Raw genomic sequence first — 18,349 nt, forward strand, 5'->3', positions numbered from 1 at the left:
ATCCCACCGCTGCGCACGGATCCCGACCGCAGCGGGTGCCCATGCGAGACTGTCCACGCCACCGAAGAGCGCCACTGAATGCCGCTACCCAGCCGCCAGACGCTGCTGCCCTTTCTCAGATGGTTGCCCAACACCAGCAAGCGCAGCCTCGCCAGCGATCTGCTGGTGGGTCTGAGCGGCGCCATCCTGGCCCTGCCGCAATCCATCGCCTACGCCCTGATCGCCGGGCTGCCGGCGGAATACGGCCTGTACGCGGCCATAGTGCCGGTGATCGTCGCCTGCCTGTGGGGCTCGTCCTGGCACCTGATCTGCGGGCCCACCGCGGCGATCTCCATCGTCCTGTTCACCAGCGTCAGCCCACTGGCGACGCCGGGCAGCGACGATTTCATCGCCCTGATCCTGTTGCTGAGCTTTCTCGCCGGGCTGTTCCAGTGGCTGCTCGGTCTGCTGCGCTTCGGCGCTCTGGTCAATTTCGTCTCGCACTCGGTGGTGCTCGGCTTCACCCTGGGCGCGGCCGTGGTCATCGCCCTCGGCCAGTTGCCCAACTTGCTCGGCATCGCTGTACCCAGCCAGGCCACGGCGCTGGCGACCATCCTCAATATCGGCCAGCACCTGGCGCAAACCGACTGGCGCGCCCTGGCCGTGGCCGGCTTCACCCTCGGCGTCAGCCTGCTGATCCGGCGTCTGTGGCCGCGTTTGCCGGCCCTGCTGATCGGCCTGGTCGCCGGCAGCCTGCTCGTGCTGGCCTGGCCGGCCCAGCTCGGCGGCATCGCCCTGGTCAGCGCCTTCGAGGGTCGCCTGCCGCCGTTCAGCCCGCTGCGTTTCGAGCTGGAAAGCGTCCTCGCGCTGCTGCCGGCGGCGGTGGCCTGCGGCATGCTCGGCCTGGTCACCAGCCTGTCGATCGCCCGCGCCCTGGCCGGCAGATCCCAGCAGTTTCTCGACGCCAACCAGGAAGTGCGCGCCCAGGGCCTGTCGAACCTGATCGGCCCCTGGTTCTCCGCCTCGTTGTCGGCCGGCTCCTTCACCCGTTCGGCGCTGAACCTGCAAGCCGGCGCGCGCTCGCCCCTGGCCGGGGTATTTTCCGCGTTGCTGGTGGCGCTGTTCGCCCTGCTCGGCGCCAGGCTGATCGCGCACATTCCGCTGCCGAGCATGGCCGCGGGGATCCTGCTGATCTGCTGGGGGCTGGTGGATATCGCCGGGCTGCGCGCGCTGTTCCGGGTCAGCCGCTCGGAGTTCCTGGTGATGCTGCTGACTCTGCTCGCCACCCTGCTGCTGGAGCTGCAGACGGCGATCTATGCCGGGGTGCTGGCCTCGCTGTTCTTCTACCTCAAGCGCACCTCGCAGCCGCGGGTTAAATTCTGGCAGGAGGGCGAGGAGGAACTGTTGCGCGTCGAAGGCTCGATCTTTTTCGGCGCCTGCCACTATCTGCAACAGCTCATCCAGCGCAGCAAGGGCGAGCGGGTGATCATCGACGCCCACCACGTCAACTTCATCGACTACGCCGGGGTGGAGATGCTCCATCAGGAGGCGCGCCGCCTGCACGCCCAAGGCCGCCAGCTGATCCTGCGCCGCGCCCGGCCCCAGGTGATCGAGGAAATCCTCAAACTCGAAGGCGCCGAGCTGTGCCCGGTGCGGTTCGAGGATTAGGCTTCCGGGGGCGCTGCGCTTGTACGCTTATGCCATGTGCCATGATCGGCGAGTCGTTGGTGCGCGCAGCGCACCCTAGGGGTTGCAGTCGGCTGCCGAGCTTGCGCCAGGCAATCAACCGGGGCATTCAGCCCGCTTCAGGCCGCGAGCGAGCGGCGTAACTCGGCCAATACCGGCTCGCTGTCCGGGCGCACGCCGCGCCAGAGGAAGAACGCCTCGGCGGCCTGTTCGACCAGCATGCCCAGGCCATCCAGGGTACGGCCTGCGCCCTGCTCGGCGGCCCAGCGGTTGAACGCAGTTGGCTGCCTGGCGTACATCATGTCGTAGCACAGCGTGTGATGGGGCCTGATCAGGCTCGCCGCCAGCGGTGGCAGCTCGCCGGCCAGGCTGGCCGAGGTGCCGTTGACGATCAGGTCGACCGGCGCATCGATCCGGTCGAAAGCGCAGGCCAGCACCGGGCCCAGGTCGGCGAATTCGCCGGCCAGCTGCTCGGCCTTGGCCAGCGTGCGATTAGCGATCACCAGGGCCGCCGGCTGTTGCGCCAGCAGCGGCTCGAGCACGCCGCGCACGGCCCCGCCGGCACCCAGCAGGAGGATGCGCTTGCCGCGCAGGTCGAAGGCGGCGTTGACGGTCAGGTCGCGCACCAGGCCGGCGCCGTCGGTGTTGTCGCCGAGCAGGCTGCCGTCATCCAGCTTCTTCAGGGTATTCACCGCGCCGGCGCGTCGGGCGCGGGCGGTCAGGCTGTCGGCCAGCTGAAAGGCCTGCTCTTTGAACGGCACGGTGACGTTGGCGCCCTTGCCCGCGGCGAAGAAGTGCCGGGCGAAACCGGCGAAGTTGTCCAGCGGCGCGAGCAGCGCCTCGTAGCTCAGCTGCTCGCCGGTCTGCGCGGCAAACAGCCGGTGAATCATCGGCGACTTGCTGTGCGCGATGGGGTTGCCGAATACGCCGTAGCGGTCCATGAAACACCTCGTGGGATGCGTAGGGTGGGCTTGAGCCCACCCTACCGTCTATTGTGACTCAGCCAGATTCCATCCGGGCTACGCAACTACTACGTCGCCGAGAGCCAATCGCGGTCGGTCAGAAAATACTCGGTCAGGCGCGCTTCCTCGCTGCCCGGCGCGGCTTTCCAGTCATAACCCCAGCGCACCTGGGGCGGCAGCGACATCAGGATCGACTCGGTGCGCCCGCCGGACTGCAGGCCGAACAGGGTGCCGCGGTCGTAGACCAGGTTGAACTCGACGTAACGGCCACGGCGGAAGGCCTGGAACTCGCGCTCGCGTTCGCCGTAGGGGGTCAGCTTGCGCCGTTGCACGATGGGTAGGTAGGCCGCCAGGTAGGCATCGCCGATCGCACGCATGAAGGCGAAGCTGGTGGCGAAGTCCCACTGGTTCAGATCATCGAAGAACAGGCCGCCAATCCCGCGCGGCTCGCCGCGGTGCTTGATCTGGAAGTAGCGGTCGCACCACTCCTTGAAACGCGGGTAGACCTCCGCACCGAAGGGCGCGCAGGCCTCATAGGCGACCCGGTGCCAGTGCACGCAGTCTTCCTCGTTGGCGTAATAGGGGGTCAGGTCGAAGCCGCCGCCGAACCACCAGACCGGCTTCTCGCCCTCCTTCTCGGCGCTGAAGAAGCGCACGTTGGCATGGGAGGTGGGCACGTAGGGGTTTTCCGGGTGGATCACCAGGGACACGCCGAGGGCCTCGAAGCCGCGCCCGGCCAGCTCGGGCCGATGGGCGCTGGCCGAAGGCGGCAGGCCGTCGCCGAACACGTGGGAGAAGTTGACCCCGCCCTTTTCGATCAGCGCGCCATTCTCGATCACCCGCGTGCGGCCACCGCCGCCGGCCGGGCGCTGCCAGCTGTCCTCGAAGAACTCGGCGCCGCCATCCTCGGCTTGCAGGGCGGCGCAGATACGGTCTTGCAGGTCGAGCAGATAGGCCTTCACGGCCTCGGTACGGTCACTCACGGCACCACCTTGAAAGCAGTCAGGCCAGCCGGGGAACTGCCCAGCCGGCGGAATCGAGGCCAAGCATAACATTTGCCCATGGGCCCTCGCAGTTGACGCCGCTCGAGCGACACGGTTGGATAGATGCCCGACGCGCCCCGGCCGCCATCATCGGCGGTTCGGTCGAACCCCCTGCAGCAAGGAGCCTTGTATGGCCAAGCGTATTCAATTCAGCAGCCACGGCGGCCCCGACGTCCTCGAGTACCGCGACTACCAGCCAGCCGCACCCGGCCCCCACGAGGTCCGCGTGCAGAACCAGGCGATCGGCCTGAACTTCATCGACACCTATTTCCGCAGCGGCCTGTATCCACCACCGGCCCTGCCGTCGGGCCTGGGCAACGAGGGCGCCGGCATCGTCGAGGCGGTCGGCGCCCAGGTCAGCCAGTTCCAGGTCGGCGACCGCGTAGCCTACGCCACCGGGCCACTGGGCGCCTACAGCGAGCTGCACGTGCTGCCGGCGAGCAAGCTGGTCAAGCTGCCTGACGCGATCAGCTTCGAACAGGCCGCGGCGGTGATGCTCAAGGGCCTGACGGTGCAGTACCTGTTGCGCCAGGTGTTCCCGCTCAAGGGCGGCGAAACCATCCTGTTCCATGCCGCCGCCGGTGGCGTCGGCTCCTTCGCCTGCCAGTGGGCCAAGGCGCTGGGGGTCAGGCTGATCGGCACCGTCGGTTCGGCCGAGAAAGCCGCGCGGGCCATGGCGCAGGGCGCCTGGGCGACCATCGATTACAGCCACGAGGACGTGGTCCAGCGCGTACTGGAGCTGACCGACGGGCACAAGTGTCCGGTGGTCTACGACGGGGTCGGCAAGGACACTTGGGAAATCTCCCTGGACTGCGTCGCCCCGCGCGGCCTGCTGGTCAGCTTCGGCAACGCCTCGGGCGCGGTGACCGGGGTCAACCTGGGCATCCTTGCGCAGAAGGGCTCGCTGTTCGTCACCCGGCCGACGGTGGCCGGCTACGCCGACACCCCCGAGCGCCTGCAGATGATGGCCGACGAACTGTTCGGCATGATCGAAAGCGGTCAACTCAAGGTCGATATCAGCAACCGCTATGCACTCAAGGACGCCGCCGCCGCGCAAGCCGCCCTGAGCGCCCGGCAGACCACCGGCTCGACCATTCTGTTGCCGTAAAACGTAGGGTGCGCCGTGCGCACCTGTGTTTCATGCAAGGGCGTTGCGGTGCGCGCAGCGCACCCTACGGTCAGGACGGCCTGATTACATCGCCGCTGATCAGGTCGCGGATCAGACTGGGGTTCTTGCGCCCGCCCAGGGCGCCGCCGAGCACCTTGTCCAGTTGCCGCGGGAAGTACTGTTCGACCCGCAGGCGCGAGCGGGCCGCCGGGCGCCCGGCCGGATTGGCCGAGGTCGACACCAGCGGGCCGGTGAGGGCGCAGAGTTCGCGCACCAGCGGGTGATCACTGACGCGCAGGGCGACGCTGCTGTGCTCGCCGGTGATCCATTCGGGCAGGCGCTGCTGATGCGGCACCAGCCAGGTATTGGGCCCCGGCCAGGTGCCGGCCAGGCGCTCTTGCCAGATATCCGGCAGGTCTTCGAGAAGAAAATCAAACTGCTCAATGCTGTCCGCCACCAGAATCAGGCCCTTGTTCATCGGCCGCTCTTTCAGCGCCAGGAGCCGCTCCACCGCGAGTTCATTCCACGGGTCGCAGCCCAGGCCCCACACCGCCTCGGTCGGGTAAGCGATTATTCCGCCCTGACGCACCACCCGCGCTGCCTGCTGTATCTGCCAACGGCTAACCATTCACCACTCTCCCGCCTATGCCTGCCGCGCAGTGTATCCAAGCTAGCGGGCGCGGCCCACCCAGCGTCCGGCTTCGCAGGCGATATGGCCGTCCAGCTCCAGCTCGGTGAGGGCCGCCAGCACCTGCGACAACGGCCAACCGCTGACCGCCGCCAGGGCTTCGCTGCTGTGCGGCGCCGCATGCAGCAAGTCGAGCAACGGGTGCTCGAAGCCTTGCAGCGGACTCGCCTCGCTCGCCGACGGCGGTTGCAGCTGCCAGCCGCGCAGCGCTTCGAGAATATGCGCAATGCTTTCCACCAGCACGGCGCCATCGCGGATCAACTGATGGCAACCGCGCGCCCCCGGATGGTGGATGGAGCCGGGGATGGCATAGACCTCGCGGCCTTGCTCGGCCGCCAGCCGCGCGGTGATCAGCGAGCCGCTGGACGGGCTGGCCTCGACCACCAGCACGCCGAGAGACAGGCCGCTGATGATGCGATTGCGCCGGGGGAAATTGCTCGCATGCGGCGGGCAAGCCAGCGGCAACTCGGACACCAGCGCGCCGCCGTGCTCGACTATGTCCGCGGCCAATTGCCGGTGCCGCGCCGGATACAGGCACTGCAAGCCGGTGCCGAGTACCGCGATGGTCTTGCCCGCCACATCCAAGGCGCCGCGATGGGCGGCGCCGTCAATGCCCAGGGCCAGGCCGCTGGTGATCACAAAGCCGCCGCCAGCCAGGCTGCGGGCGAAGCTGTGCGCGGTATCCAGCCCGGGACGCGAGGCGCGGCGGCTGCCGACCATGGCCAGTTGCGGCAGCTCGAGCAACCCCGGATCGCCGGCGACGAACAGCAGGGGCGGGGCATCGCCGAGCTCGGCGAGCAAGCCCGGGTAAGTGGGGTCGTCCCACATCAACAGATGATGGCGCTCGGCCTCCAGCCAGGCCAGGGCGGCCGCGGCGTGCTCACGCACCGCGCTGCTGCGCCGCGGCTCGGCGCAGGCGACCGGCAAACCCAGCGCACGCCAGGCACTGGCTGGCGCACTGAGGGCCGCGGAGGCGCTGTCGAAGGCGCTGAGCAATTTGCGAAAACGCCGCGGGCCAAGCTCCGGCAGGCTGTGCAGGCGCAGGCGGGCTTCGAGTTCGGCAGGGGAAATGCTATAGCGGGGGCATTGCGCCATGGCGATCATCCTTGATCGGTCGCGCCCGCACGCCTCGAGAGGCTGCGGGCGGCAGGTAGCGGTGCAACAGAAAAGCCAACCGCGCAAGCGGGTGGCGGGTGGCGGGGCGTTACGGGTTACGCACCTTGTCCATCAGCTCGAGAGAGCGGGTGGCGCCAAGGATCAGGCCATAGCTGAGCTTCTCGTAGGTGCGGAACACCATCAGCAAGCCGGCCCGCTCATCGGGGATCTTCACCGACTCGCCGGTGACCCGGTCGCGCACGGTTTCGCCGGTCTTGTAGATCGCCAGCACGTTGCCCTCGGCCAGGCCATCACGCGCGCCCTTGTTCAGGGTGACCACATCGAACTGGCCGATCTGGGTCACGCCACGCGGGACGTCGAGGATCAGGCCGTTGATTTCGCGGCTCGGCTCGCTGGGCATGAAGGTCGAGGTGATCGCCCGTTCTTCGGTGGCGAACAGGCGGTCGCCGAGGCGCACTTCCTGGGTCGTACGGGTCAGGTGCATGGTGCCGATATCGCCTTCCTCGGCAACGATCTCGCCGCCGCCGATGTCATCGGCGTTGATCCCGAGGAACTCCTGGGTGTCCGGATCGACATAGGTTTTACCCTGACGGAAGATGCCGTACACCGGCGCGGCTTCATCGAAAGCCCCACGCGCATAGACCCGATCCCCGGCCCCACTGACCACACGCTCGGCGTTGCCGGCGACTATATAGGGCGCGCCGGCGAACTGTTCAGGGGTATCGACGATGCGGTTGCTCAGCAGAAAGCTGTTGATCGCCCCCAGCGGGATGGTCGGAATGGCTTCGGCCATCGGCGTGCTGCGCACTTGCGGCGACAGCTTGATGGTGCCGCGCGACTCGCCGCGGTTGAGCATCAGGCGCGGCTGACCGTCGATGTAGACCAGGCTGAGCAGGTCGCCGGGATAGATCAGATGAGGGTTTTCCACCTGCGGGTTGGCGTGCCAGATTTCCGGCCATTTCCACGGTTGGCGGAGAAACCGCCCGGAAATATCCCAGAGGGTATCGCCCTTGACCACGGTATAACGGTCTGGGTGACCGTCCTTGAGTTGCACTTCGCCCTGGGTCAAGCCGCTAGCGGCAAGCAATAGCAGGGCGAGTAGTGATTTCCTCATGCGGTGAATCCCTTTATTATGTGCCTTCACGTGGAGCGCCCTAGCGCCGCGACTAAACCCAGTAGTACTGCGGCGTGAAGCCGTTTTTCAATGCTGCTCATCATCTTAGCAGCGGATTTTGACTTTATTCCACAAGTGCATCACAAACGCATATGGCGATTTTAAACATCCTCGAATTTCCCGATCCGCGTCTGCGCACCATCGCCAAGCCGGTGGATGTGGTCGACGACGCCTTGCGTCAGTTGATCGACGACATGTTCGAAACCATGTACGAAGCCCCCGGCATCGGCCTGGCTGCGACCCAGGTCAACGTACACAAGCGTCTGGTGGTGATGGATCTGTCGGAAGACAGAAGCGAGCCGCGGGTGTTCATCAACCCCGAGTTCGAGATCCTCACCGACCAGGTGGACCAGTATCAGGAAGGTTGCCTGTCGGTGCCGGGCTTCTACGAAAACGTCGACCGCCCGCAAAAAGTCGGGATCAAGGCGCTGGACCGCGATGGCCAACCCTTCGAGCTGATCGCCGAAGGCCTGCTCGCGGTGTGCATCCAGCACGAATGCGACCACCTCAACGGCAAGCTGTTCGTCGATTACCTGTCCAACCTGAAACGCGACCGCATCAAGAAGAAGCTGGAAAAGCAACATCGCCAGCAGGCTTGAACCACAGCTTGTATAGAAGGCTTGCCACGGCAAGCCTTTTTCTTTTCCGTAGTGATTAGCGAGAATCCATGTCCGAGTCTTTGCGCATCGTCTTCGCCGGCACCCCGGAGTTCGCCGCCGAACACCTCAGGGCCCTGCTCGATAGCCCTCACCAGCTCGTTGCGGTGTATAGCCAGCCGGATCGCCCGGCAGGCCGCGGGCAGAAACTCGCCGCCAGCCCGGTCAAGCAGCTCGCCGTGGCAAACGCCATCCCGGTGTACCAGCCGGCCAGCCTGCGCACTGAAGAGGCGCAAGCCGAGCTGGCCGCGCTCAAGCCCGACCTGCTGGTGGTGGTGGCCTACGGCCTGATCCTGCCCCAGGCGGTGCTGGATATCCCGCGTCTGGGCTGCATCAACAGCCACGCCTCGCTGCTGCCGCGCTGGCGCGGTGCCGCGCCGATCCAGCGCGCCATCGAAGCCGGCGACCCCGAGTCCGGGGTCACCGTGATGCAGATGGAAGCCGGCCTGGACACCGGGCCGATGCTGTTGAAAGTGCGCACGCCGATCACCGCCGACGACACCGGCGGCAGCCTGCACGACCGCCTGGCCCGCCTCGGCCCGCAGGCGGTTATCCAGGCCATCGCCGGCCTGGCCGCCGCTACGCTGCACGGCGAAGTGCAGGACGACGGCCTGGCCACCTACGCACACAAGCTGAACAAGGACGAGGCGCGCCTGGACTGGACACGCCCGGCCGTGCAGCTGGAACGCCTGATCCGCGCCTTCCAGCCCTGGCCGATCTGCCACAGCACGTTGAATGGCGAAGCCCTGAAGGTGCACGCGGCCGAGCTGGGCGAGGGCAGCGGTGCTCCCGGCACCATCCTGGCGGCCGACAAGCAGGGCCTGACCGTGGCCTGTGGCCAAGGCGCACTGCGCTTGACCCGCCTGCAATTGCCCGGCGGCAAGGCGCTTGATTTCCGTGAGCTGTACAACAGCCGCCGCGAGCAGTTCGCCGTCGGCCTGGTGCTCGGTCTATGAACCCGCGCCTGGCGGCCGCCCGCGCCCTGGCTGTGGTGCTCAATGGCAAGGCCTCGCTGGGCAGCAGCCTGCCGCCGCTGCTGGACAGGGTCGAGCAGCGCGACCGCGGCCTGGCCCAGGATCTGGCCTTCGGCACCGCGCGCTGGCAACCGCGCCTGGCCCTGATCGCCGACAAACTGCTGCAAAAGCCCTTCAAGGCGGCCGACCGTGACGTCGAGGCGCTGCTGCTGATCGGCCTGTATCAGCTGTTCTATACCCGGATTCCGGCCCACGCCGCCATCGGCGAGACGGTGGCCTGTGTCGACAAGCTGAAGAAGCCGTCGCTCAAGGGCCTGCTCAATGCCGTGCTGCGCAACGCCCAGCGCGACAGCGACAGTATCATTGCCAGCCTGGAGCGCGATCCGGTGCTGCATAGCGCCCATCCGCGCTGGCTGCAGAAGGCCCTGAAAGCCCACTGGCCCGAGCAATGGCAGGCCATCTGCGCGGCCAACAATGCCCATCCGCCACTGATCCTGCGGGTCAATCGGCGCCTGGGCAGCCGCGATGACTACCTGGCCGAACTGCGCCGGGTCGGCTTCGAGGCCGAGCCCTGCGCCTTCAGCCGCGACGGCATCCGTTTGCTCCAGGCCTGCGACGTCACCACTCTGCCGGGCTTCGCCGCAGGCTGGGTCAGCGTGCAGGACGAAGCCGCGCAACTGGCCGCCGAGCTGCTCGAACTGGCACCCGGGCAACGAGTGCTGGATGCCTGCTGCGCGCCGGGCGGCAAGACCTGTCACCTGCTCGAAGCCGAGCCGGCACTGGCCGGCGTGGTGGCAGTGGATCTGGAAGAGAAGCGCCTGGTGCGGGTGCGCGAAAACCTCAGGCGCCTCAACCTCGACGCCGAGCTGATCGCCGCCGATGGTCGTGATACCGCGGCCTGGTGGGACGGCCAGCCGTTCCAGCGGATTCTGCTCGACGCGCCGTGCTCGGCGACCGGGGTGATTCGTCGCCATCCGGACATCAAGCTAACCCGCCAGGCCGCGGATATTCCGGCGCTGGCGCAGCTGCAGGGCGAGTTGCTCGATGCCCTGTGGCCAACCCTGGAAGTCGGCGGCATCCTGCTGTACGCCACCTGCTCAGTGCTGCCGACGGAAAACAGCGATACCATCGCCGCCTTTCTCGCCCGCACGCCAAGCGCACGCGAGCTGCAGATAAGCGCCGACTTCGGTCTGCAGCCAGCCCATGGCCGCCAGCTGCTGCCACAAATCGACGGCCATGATGGTTTCTACTATGCCAAGCTGAGCAAGATCGCCACGTCTCCCCACCCAACAGGAGTGATCGCTTGAAAATCATCATTCTCGGCGCCGGTCAGGTCGGCGGCACCCTGGCGGAACACCTGGCCAGCGAGGCCAACGACATCACCGTGGTCGACACCGACGGCGACCGCCTGCGCGACCTCGGCGACCGCCTGGATATCCGCACCGTGCAGGGCCGTGGCTCCTTTCCCACGGTGCTGCGCCAGGCCGGTGCGGACGATGCCGACATGCTGATCGCGGTGACCAACAGCGACGAGGTCAACATGATCGCCTGCCAGGTCGCCTACAGCCTGTTCCACACCCCGACCAAGATCGCCCGGGTGCGCGAGGCCGCCTACCTGACCCGCTCCGGCCTGTTCTGCAACGAGTCGATCCCGGTCGACGTGCTGATCAGCCCGGAACAGGTGGTGACCAACTACATCAAGCGCCTGATCGAATACCCCGGCGCCCTGCAGGTGATCGACTTCGCCGAGGGCAAAGCCCAACTGGTGGCCGTGCGCGCCTATTACGGCGGCCCGCTGGTCGGCCAGCAACTGCGCCAGCTGCGCGAGCACATGCCCAATGTCGACACCCGGGTGGCGGCGATCTTCCGCCGCAACCGGCCGATCATTCCCCATGGCGACACCGTGATCGAGGCCGACGACGAGGTGTTCTTCATCGCCGCCAAGGGCCATATCCGTGCGGTGATGAGCGAGATGCGCCGCCTGGAAGTCAGCTACAAGAAGGTGGTGATCGCCGGCGGCGGGCATATCGGCGAGCGCCTGGCCGAGGCCATCGAGAGCCGCTACCAGGTGAAGATCATCGAGATGAACCCGGCGCGCTGCCGCTACCTCTCGGAAAACCTCGACAGCACCGTGGTCCTGCAGGGCAGCGCCTCGGACAAGGACCTGCTGGTCGAGGAGAACATCAGCGATGCCGACATCTTCCTCGCCCTGACCAACGACGACGAGGCCAACATCATGTCGTCGCTGCTGGCCAAGCGCCTCGGCGCGCGCAAGGTGATGACCCTGATCAACAACCCGGCCTACGTCGACCTGGTCCAGGGCGGCGAGATCGATATCGCCATCAGCCCGCAGCTGGCCACCATCGGCACCCTGCTGACCCACGTGCGCCGCGGCGATATCGTCAGCGTGCACTCGTTGCGCCGCGGCGCCGCCGAAGCCATCGAGGCCATCGCCCACGGCGACGCCAAGTCGAGCAAGGTGGTCGGCCGCGCCATCCAGGACATCCCGCTGCCGCCGGGCACCACCATAGGTGCGATCATCCGCGCCGAGGAAGTGCTGATCGCCCACGACGCCACGGTGATCGAATCCGGCGACCACGTGATCCTGTTCCTGGTAGACAAGAAGTACATTCGCGATGCCGAACGGCTGTTCCAGGTCGGCCTGACGTTTTTTTGAACCCCGACGTTTTTCTGAGCGTAGGAGCGGGCCATGCCCGCGAAGCTCTTGGGTTGCCCGGCTCGCGGACAAGGAACTAGGCGTTCCCCCCGCTCCTACTCGGAGGTTTTATGCTCGAATCCCTGGAAAAAATGCTGGCCAAGGGCGTGGACAACGCCCTGTTGCGCTTCGGCCTGGGCAAGGGCTATCTGGATACGGGCGAGCCGGCGCGCGCCGCCGAACACCTGCAGCGCTGCGTCGAGTTCGACCCCAAGTATTCGGCCGCCTGGAAGCTGCTGGGCAAGGCGCTGCTGGCCGCCGAGCAACCACTGGCGGCCCGCCAGGCCTGGGAGCAGGGCCTGCAAGCCGCGCGCGAGCATGGCGACAAGCAGGCGGAAAAGGAAATGACGGTATTCCTGCGCAAGCTGGACAAACACCAGCCGCAAGCCGAGTAGCTCACCAGCCGTGGATCACCCGGCTTGCGCCGCCGTCAGACTCGGGAAGACAGCGCTGCGCGCCTGGGCACGGCCCGGGCGATGGCGCTGAGCAGCATGCCGTAGAGCGGCACGAACAGCAGCAGGCTGACCGCCAGCTTGATCGCATAATCCACGCTGGCGATCTCGATCCAGTGCTCGGCCATGAACGGGTCGCTGCTGTGCCAGAAGGCGATGGAGAAGAAGGCGAAAGTATCCAGCAGGTTGCCCAGTAGCGTCGAGGCGGCTGGCGCCAGCCACCATTGGCGCAGGTTGCGCAGGCGGTCGAATACCTGGATATCCAGCAGTTGCCCGAGGACATAGGCGAGGAAGCTGGCCAGGGCGATACGGGCGACGAACAGGTTGAACTCCTGCAAGGCGGCAAGGCCGGCGAAACTGCCGCTCTGGAACAGTACGGACACCCCATAAGAGGCGATCAGCGCCGGCAGCATGACCCGGGCGATCACCTGGCGCGCCGGGCCTTTACCGAGCAGGCGCACGGTCAGGTCGGTGGCCAGGAAGATAAACGGAAAGCTGAACGCACCCCAGGTGGTCTGCCAGCCGAACAGACTCATGGGCAACTGCACCAGGTAGTTGCTGGCAATGATGATCAGCATGTGAAAGGCGATCAGGCCGGCCAGAGCCGGGCGCCAGATCGTCGCAGGGAGCGTTGGCATGACGGGTCCTTTTTCAATGAGATGGGGTTAGGGAACCCATTGCCGCGGCGGGGGAACTATCAACCGCGCGGCATTCTAGCGTTTTCTTGACCGCCAGGATAAGTTTTTATGCGCCGCGGACGGCGTGTCAGCGCTCGATGAAGCGCAGGCCGATACCCTCGGCGTCGACCCGCATCACTTCCATCTGCAGCACCGGTGCCTCGATCGGCAGGTCCTGCACCTGGCCCGTGACTAGCGTGCCCTGGGGCAGGGCCAGCAGATCCGGGTGTTTGACGTAGACACCACCATCGGAAAGGTCGCGGGTCTGCGCCACCACTTCACCGAAACTCGGGTGGCAGATCTTGATCCGGCACTTCATCGAGGTACGTGGATGCTGGCGCTGACTGGGCATAGCGGTGACCGTCCTTAGCAGGGGAGGTGCAATTAATAGCGCAACTTTCTGGAAAAACCGAGCGACAATGCGCTCAAGGCGCCGATCGGACGCCTCGCTTCAATACCACTTCTGCTCGCCCGGCGGGCGCTTCTTGAAGCGTTTCATGCTCCACATGTACTGGCTCGGGTAGGCCCGCACGTATTTCTCGATGACCTCGCTCATCGCCGCCACCGCGGTCTCCACATCTTCGCTGTACATCTGCGCCGGCGCCGCCTCGAGGATCACCTTGAAGCCGGAACCATCGGCCAGGCGCACGGCATGCAGGAACACGCCGCGGGCCTTGCCGCCAGTGAGCATGCCGGCCACGAACTTGCTGGTCAGCGCCCGGGTCGCCAGGAAGGGCACGAACACCCCCGCCGACAGGCTCGGCTCGGGGTCGGCGGGAATGCCCACGGCGCCGCCTTTGCGCACTTCCTTGATGACGCTGAGGATGCCTTCACGGGTCGAGGGCGCCACCCGGTTGCCCAACTGCACGCGCTGCTGGCGCAACAGTTCGTCGACCGCCTTGAGCTTGGGCGGCCGATAGAAAATGATCGGCTTGCACTGGGCGCAGTAGAAGTGATTGAGCACCTCCCAGTTGCCCAGATGGCTGGTGATGCCGACCACGCCCTTACCGCTGGCCAGGGCGTCCTCGAGGACCTCCAGGCCCTCGACCTCACGGATCAGGCCGATGGATTTGTGTGCCGGCCAGATCCAGGCGCAGGCGCTTTCGGTGAGGGTCTTGCCGATGTCCTTGAGGCTCTGCCCGACCAGGCGCTCGCGCTCGGCCTCGTCCAGCTCGGGAAAGCACTTGGCCAGGTTGATCCGCACCACCTCGCGCGAGCTGTTCGGCAGCTTCCACATCAGCCAGCCGATGAGATTGCCCACCGCCTGCACCGCACGCCAGGGGAGCAGGGCGAACAGGCGCAGAAAACCCACCACCAAGGCACCTTTGAGCTTTTCCACAGACGACTCCGCACGGGCAAAAGGTGCCTAGTGTAACCAAGAGTGGCCAGGGCTGAGCAATGTCAGGGATTTAGGGCGGGTGCAACCCGCCATTCACGCGGATGATCCAGGCGGGGCGCACCCCCATCCCCGCTAGGCACGGCACAGTTCGGCATAGCGGTCGCAATCGGTGGCGTGGTCCATGACCATGCCCGTGGCCTGCATATAGGCGTAGCAGATGGTCGGGCCGACGAAGGTGAAACCGGCCTTCTTCAGCGTCTTGCTCATGGCTTCGGCCTCCACGGTGACGCTCGGCATCTGGCTGCGCTCGCTGAAGTGATTGATCTTCGGCTGCCCGTCGACGAACGACCAGAGCAGCGCCACTGGATCTTCCAGCCGTAGCCAGGCCTGCGCGTTCTGCCGCGCGGCCTTGAGTTTCAGGCGGTTGCGGATGATCCCGGGGTCCTGCATCAGGCTTTCCAGGTACTCATCGCTCATCTCGGCCAGGCGCCGGGGATCGAAGCCGAACAGCACCTCGCGGTAGCGTTCGCGCTTCTTCAGCACGGTGATCCAGGACAGGCCGGCCTGGAAGCCCTCCAGCAGCAACAGCTCGAACAGCGCCTGGGGATCGCGCTGCGGCACACCCCATTCCCGATCGTGATAGGCCTGGTAGAGCGGGTCGTCGGTACACCAGAAGCAGCGGGGCATAGGGCCTTCCTGGGCGGTGGAGGCCGCGTGGATTGGGGTATACTCCCGCCCTTTCTGTCGCAGCCCCAACAGGTGAATTTTCCGTGAGCCAGACTACGCCTGCCGTGCGCACCTTCCAAGACTTGATCCTCACCCTGCAACAATACTGGGCCGAGCAAGGTTGTGTGGTGTTACAGCCTTACGATATGGAAGTGGGCGCCGGCACCTTCCACACTGCCACGTTCCTGCGCGCCGTCGGCCCGGAGACCTGGAACGCCGCCTACGTGCAGCCCTCCCGTCGCCCCACCGACGGCCGCTACGGCGAGAACCCCAACCGCCTGCAGCATTACTACCAGTTCCAGGTAGTCTTGAAGCCGAACCCGGAAAACTTCCAGGAGCTGTACCTCGGCTCGCTGCAGGCCATCGGCATCGACCCGTTGGTGCACGACGTCCGCTTCGTCGAAGACAACTGGGAATCGCCGACCCTCGGCGCCTGGGGTCTGGGCTGGGAAATCTGGCTGAACGGCATGGAAGTCACCCAGTTCACCTACTTCCAGCAGGTCGGCGGCATCGAATGCTACCCGGTAACCGGCGAGATCACCTACGGCCTGGAACGCCTGGCCATGTACATTCAGGGCGTCGACTCGGTCTACGACCTGATCTGGACCGACGGCCCGTTTGGCACCGTGACCTACGGCGATGTGTTCCACCAGAACGAGGTGGAGCAGTCGACTTACAACTTCGAGCACGCCAACGTCGACAAGCTGTTCGAGCTGTTCGATTTCTATGAGTCGGAAGCCAATCGCCTGATCGAGCTGGAACTGCCGCTGCCAACCTACGAGATGGTGCTCAAGGCCTCGCACACCTTCAACCTGCTGGATGCACGCCGGGCCATTTCGGTGACCGCGCGCCAGCAATACATCCTGCGCGTACGCGCCCTGGCCCGCGCCGTGGCGCAGAGCTACCTGCAGGCGCGGCGCAAGCTCGGCTTCCCGCTCGCCGCCCCCGACCTGCGTGATGAAGTACTAGCCAAGCTGGAGGCAGCAGAATGAGTGCGCACGATTTTCTGGTAGAACTGGGCACCGAAGAGCTGCCGCCGAAATCCCTGAACAGCCTAGGCCAGGCCTTTCTCGCCGGCATCGAAAAGGGCCTGAAGGCCGCCGGCCTGAGCTATGGCCAGGTGCGCTACTACGCCGCGCCGCGGCGCCTCGCGGTGTTGGTCGAGCAACTCGAAGAACAACAGGCCGATCGCACCCAGAACCTCGATGGCCCGCCACTGCAAGCGGCCTTCGACAAGGACGGTATGCCGACCCAGGCCGCCTTGGGCTTCGCCAAGAAGTGTGGCGTCGACCTGGCCGAGATCGACCGCAGCGGGCCGAAGCTGAGATTCAGCCAGCGCATTCCCGGCCAGGCCGCGGTCGGCCTGCTGCCGGGCATCGTCGAAACCTCGCTGAACGAGCTGCCGATTCCCAAGCGCATGCGCTGGGGTGCGCGCAAGACCGAATTCGTCCGCCCGAGCCAGTGGCTGGTGATGCTGTTCGGCGATGCGGTGATCGATTGCGAAATCCTCGCCCAGAGGTCCGGCCGGGTTTCCCGCGGTCACCGCTTCCACGCCAACCACGACGTGCGCATCAGCAGCCCGGCCAACTACGCCGAAGACCTGCGCAGCGCCTATGTGATCGCCGATTTCGCCGAGCGCCGTGGGCAGATCGCCGCGCGCATCGAGCAATTGGCCAGCGAACAGCAGGGCAGCGCGATAGTGCCGCCGGCGTTGCTCGATGAAGTCAGTGCCCTGGTCGAATGGCCGGTGCCGCTGGTCTGCTCCTTCGAGGAGCGCTTCCTCGAGGTGCCCCAGGAGGCGCTGATCATCACCATGCAGGACAACCAGAAATACTTCTGCCTGCTCGATGCCAACGGCAAGCTGCTGCCGCGCTTCATCACCGTGACCAATATCGAGAGCAAGGATCCGCAGCAGATCATTGCCGGCAACGAGAAAGTCGTGCGTCCGCGCCTGACCGACGCCGAATTCTTCTTCAAGCAGGACCAGAAGCACAAGCTCGAGACCCTCAACCAGCGCCTGGCCAATGTGGTGTTCCAGGCCCAGCTCGGCTCGGTCTACGACAAGGCCAAGCGGGTTTCCGCCCTGGCCGGCTTCATCGCCGCGCGCGTCGGCGGCGACGCGACTCGCGCCGCGCGCGCCGGCCTGCTGTGCAAGTGCGACCTGGCCAGCGAGATGGTCGGCGAATTCCCGGAAATGCAGGGCATCGCCGGTTACTACTACGCCACGCATGACGGCGAGGCGCAAGACGTCGCCCTGGCGCTCAACGAGCACTACATGCCGCGCGGTGCCGGCGCCGAACTGCCGAGCACCCTGACCGGCGCCGCGGTGGCCCTGGCCGACAAGCTCGACACCCTGGTCGGCATCTTCGGCATCGGCATGCTGCCCACCGGCAGCAAGGACCCCTATGCCCTGCGTCGTGCCGCCCTGGGCGTGCTGCGCATCCTGATCGAGAAGCAGCTGGACCTGGATCTGGTGGCGACCGTCGCCTTCGCCATCGAACAGTTCGACGGCAAGGTCAAAGCCGGCGACCTGGCGTCCCAGGTGCAGGACTTCATCTTCGACCGCCTGCGCGCGCGTTATGAAGACGAGGGCGTCGAGGTCGCCGTGTATCAGGCGGTGCGCGCGGTCAATCCGGTCTCGCCACTGGACTTCGACCAGCGCGTACAGGCCGTGCAGGTCTTCCGCAGCCTGCCCGAAGCCGCGGCCCTGGCCGCCGCCAACAAGCGCGTGTCGAATCTGCTGGGCAAGGCCGAGGGGCAGGTCGCCGCCAGCATCCAGGCCCACCACTTCGATACGCCGAGCGAGTTCACCCTCAACGCCGCCATCCAGCAGGCCGAACAGACCGTGCAGCCACTCGCCGAGGCGCGTCAGTACAGCGCCGCCCTGGCGCAACTGGCCGGCCTGCGCGAACCGGTCGACGCCTTCTTCGAGTCGGTGCTGGTCAACGCCGAGAATCCGGCGGTGCGAGCCAACCGCTATGCGTTGCTGGCCAAACTGCGTGGCCTGTTCCTCGGCGTGGCCGATATCTCGGTGCTGGGCTGAGGCCCTGCAC

The 18,349-nt window shown here is 66.2% G+C and carries 18 protein-coding genes; 9 read left to right on the plus strand and 9 right to left on the minus strand.

Annotated elements, in window-relative coordinates; genetic code table 11:
* The first annotated feature begins 78 nt into the window (after positions 1-78).
* Positions 79-1,647, plus strand: a complete 1,569-nt coding sequence (locus BM315_RS13600) for a SulP family inorganic anion transporter (protein WP_090501827.1) — start codon at positions 79-81, stop codon at positions 1,645-1,647.
* A gap of 137 nt (positions 1,648-1,784) precedes the next feature.
* On the opposite strand, the gene aroE is transcribed toward BM315_RS13600, so the two are convergent.
* Together aroE and hemF are read right to left on the minus strand one after the other, a co-directional pair.
* A complete protein-coding gene (aroE, locus tag BM315_RS13605; protein ID WP_090501829.1) occupies positions 1,785-2,606 on the minus strand; it encodes a shikimate dehydrogenase in 822 nt (273 codons plus the stop codon).
* A gap of 89 nt (positions 2,607-2,695) precedes the next feature.
* The gene (gene hemF / locus BM315_RS13610) at positions 2,696-3,610 is read right to left on the minus strand and encodes an oxygen-dependent coproporphyrinogen oxidase (protein WP_090501831.1); all 915 of its coding nucleotides are present in this window, start codon (positions 3,608-3,610) and stop codon (positions 2,696-2,698) included.
* Positions 3,611-3,800: 190 nt separating this feature from the next.
* On the opposite strand from hemF, the gene BM315_RS13615 reads away from it, so the two are divergent.
* On the plus strand, positions 3,801-4,778 hold the full coding sequence (locus tag BM315_RS13615; RefSeq protein ID WP_090501833.1) for an NADPH:quinone reductase: 978 nt from the start codon (positions 3,801-3,803) through the stop codon (positions 4,776-4,778).
* 70 nt (positions 4,779-4,848) lie between these two features.
* Here BM315_RS13615 and tsaC read toward each other — a convergent pair whose 3' ends face one another.
* The 3 genes from tsaC to BM315_RS13630 form a co-directional block, all read right to left on the minus strand.
* Positions 4,849-5,406 carry an L-threonylcarbamoyladenylate synthase type 1 TsaC gene (tsaC, locus tag BM315_RS13620; protein ID WP_090501835.1) on the minus strand — a complete coding sequence of 186 codons (558 nt, stop codon included), beginning with the start codon at positions 5,404-5,406 and terminating at the stop codon, positions 4,849-4,851.
* A gap of 42 nt (positions 5,407-5,448) precedes the next feature.
* Positions 5,449-6,561: a DNA-processing protein DprA gene (dprA, locus tag BM315_RS13625; protein WP_090501836.1), complete on the minus strand. Its 1,113-nt coding sequence runs from the start codon at positions 6,559-6,561 to the stop codon at positions 5,449-5,451.
* A 109-nt stretch (positions 6,562-6,670) separates the two neighbouring features.
* The gene (locus tag BM315_RS13630) at positions 6,671-7,696 is read right to left on the minus strand and encodes a LysM peptidoglycan-binding domain-containing protein (RefSeq protein ID WP_090501838.1); all 1,026 of its coding nucleotides are present in this window, start codon (positions 7,694-7,696) and stop codon (positions 6,671-6,673) included.
* 152 nt (positions 7,697-7,848) lie between these two features.
* Between BM315_RS13630 and def the strand changes: the two genes are divergently transcribed.
* The 5 genes from def (at position 7,849) to BM315_RS13655 (ending at position 12,497) form a co-directional block, all read left to right on the plus strand.
* Positions 7,849-8,355, plus strand: a complete 507-nt coding sequence (gene def, locus BM315_RS13635; RefSeq protein ID WP_090501840.1) for a peptide deformylase — start codon at positions 7,849-7,851, stop codon at positions 8,353-8,355.
* Positions 8,356-8,423: 68 nt separating this feature from the next.
* Positions 8,424-9,368, plus strand: coding sequence for a methionyl-tRNA formyltransferase (gene fmt, locus BM315_RS13640; RefSeq protein WP_090501842.1), 945 nt, complete (start codon positions 8,424-8,426; stop codon positions 9,366-9,368).
* The gene (gene rsmB / locus BM315_RS13645; RefSeq protein WP_090501844.1) at positions 9,365-10,693 is read left to right on the plus strand and encodes a 16S rRNA (cytosine(967)-C(5))-methyltransferase RsmB; all 1,329 of its coding nucleotides are present in this window, start codon (positions 9,365-9,367) and stop codon (positions 10,691-10,693) included. Before fmt ends, rsmB begins: the two co-directional genes overlap by 4 nt.
* Complete coding sequence (gene trkA, locus BM315_RS13650) at positions 10,690-12,063, plus strand: Trk system potassium transporter TrkA (protein ID WP_090501846.1); 1,374 nt, start codon at positions 10,690-10,692, stop codon at positions 12,061-12,063. Before rsmB ends, trkA begins: the two co-directional genes overlap by 4 nt.
* Positions 12,064-12,173: 110 nt before the next feature.
* Positions 12,174-12,497, plus strand: a complete 324-nt coding sequence (locus tag BM315_RS13655) for a tetratricopeptide repeat protein (protein ID WP_090501847.1) — start codon at positions 12,174-12,176, stop codon at positions 12,495-12,497.
* Positions 12,498-12,532: 35 nt separating this feature from the next.
* Here the strand turns inward: BM315_RS13655 and BM315_RS13660 are convergent, their stop codons facing one another.
* The 4 genes from BM315_RS13660 to BM315_RS13675 all read right to left on the minus strand — a co-directional run bounded on the left by BM315_RS13660 (position 12,533) and on the right by BM315_RS13675 (position 15,257).
* A complete protein-coding gene (locus tag BM315_RS13660) occupies positions 12,533-13,192 on the minus strand; it encodes a 7-cyano-7-deazaguanine/7-aminomethyl-7-deazaguanine transporter (RefSeq protein ID WP_090501849.1) in 660 nt (219 codons plus the stop codon).
* Positions 13,193-13,319: 127 nt separating this feature from the next.
* Positions 13,320-13,583 (minus strand): PilZ domain-containing protein, encoded by a 264-nt coding sequence (locus BM315_RS13665; protein ID WP_090501851.1) that lies wholly within the window; start codon positions 13,581-13,583, stop codon positions 13,320-13,322.
* Positions 13,584-13,682: 99 nt separating this feature from the next.
* Positions 13,683-14,570 carry a lysophospholipid acyltransferase gene (locus BM315_RS13670; RefSeq protein ID WP_090501853.1) on the minus strand — a complete coding sequence of 296 codons (888 nt, stop codon included), beginning with the start codon at positions 14,568-14,570 and terminating at the stop codon, positions 13,683-13,685.
* Between the two features lie 132 nt (positions 14,571-14,702).
* Complete coding sequence (locus BM315_RS13675; protein WP_090501855.1) at positions 14,703-15,257, minus strand: DNA-3-methyladenine glycosylase I; 555 nt, start codon at positions 15,255-15,257, stop codon at positions 14,703-14,705.
* Positions 15,258-15,340: 83 nt separating this feature from the next.
* Between BM315_RS13675 and glyQ the strand changes: the two genes are divergently transcribed.
* Positions 15,341-16,288 (plus strand): glycine--tRNA ligase subunit alpha, encoded by a 948-nt coding sequence (gene glyQ, locus BM315_RS13680; protein WP_090501858.1) that lies wholly within the window; start codon positions 15,341-15,343, stop codon positions 16,286-16,288.
* The gene (gene glyS, locus BM315_RS13685) at positions 16,285-18,339 is read left to right on the plus strand and encodes a glycine--tRNA ligase subunit beta (RefSeq protein ID WP_090501860.1); all 2,055 of its coding nucleotides are present in this window, start codon (positions 16,285-16,287) and stop codon (positions 18,337-18,339) included. The genes glyQ and glyS overlap by 4 nt, the downstream gene beginning before the upstream one ends.
* The last annotated feature ends 10 nt before the right edge of the window (positions 18,340-18,349 follow it).

The organism is Pseudomonas borbori (assembly GCF_900115555.1).
Taxonomy (GTDB): Bacteria; Pseudomonadota; Gammaproteobacteria; order Pseudomonadales; family Pseudomonadaceae; genus Aquipseudomonas; species Aquipseudomonas borbori.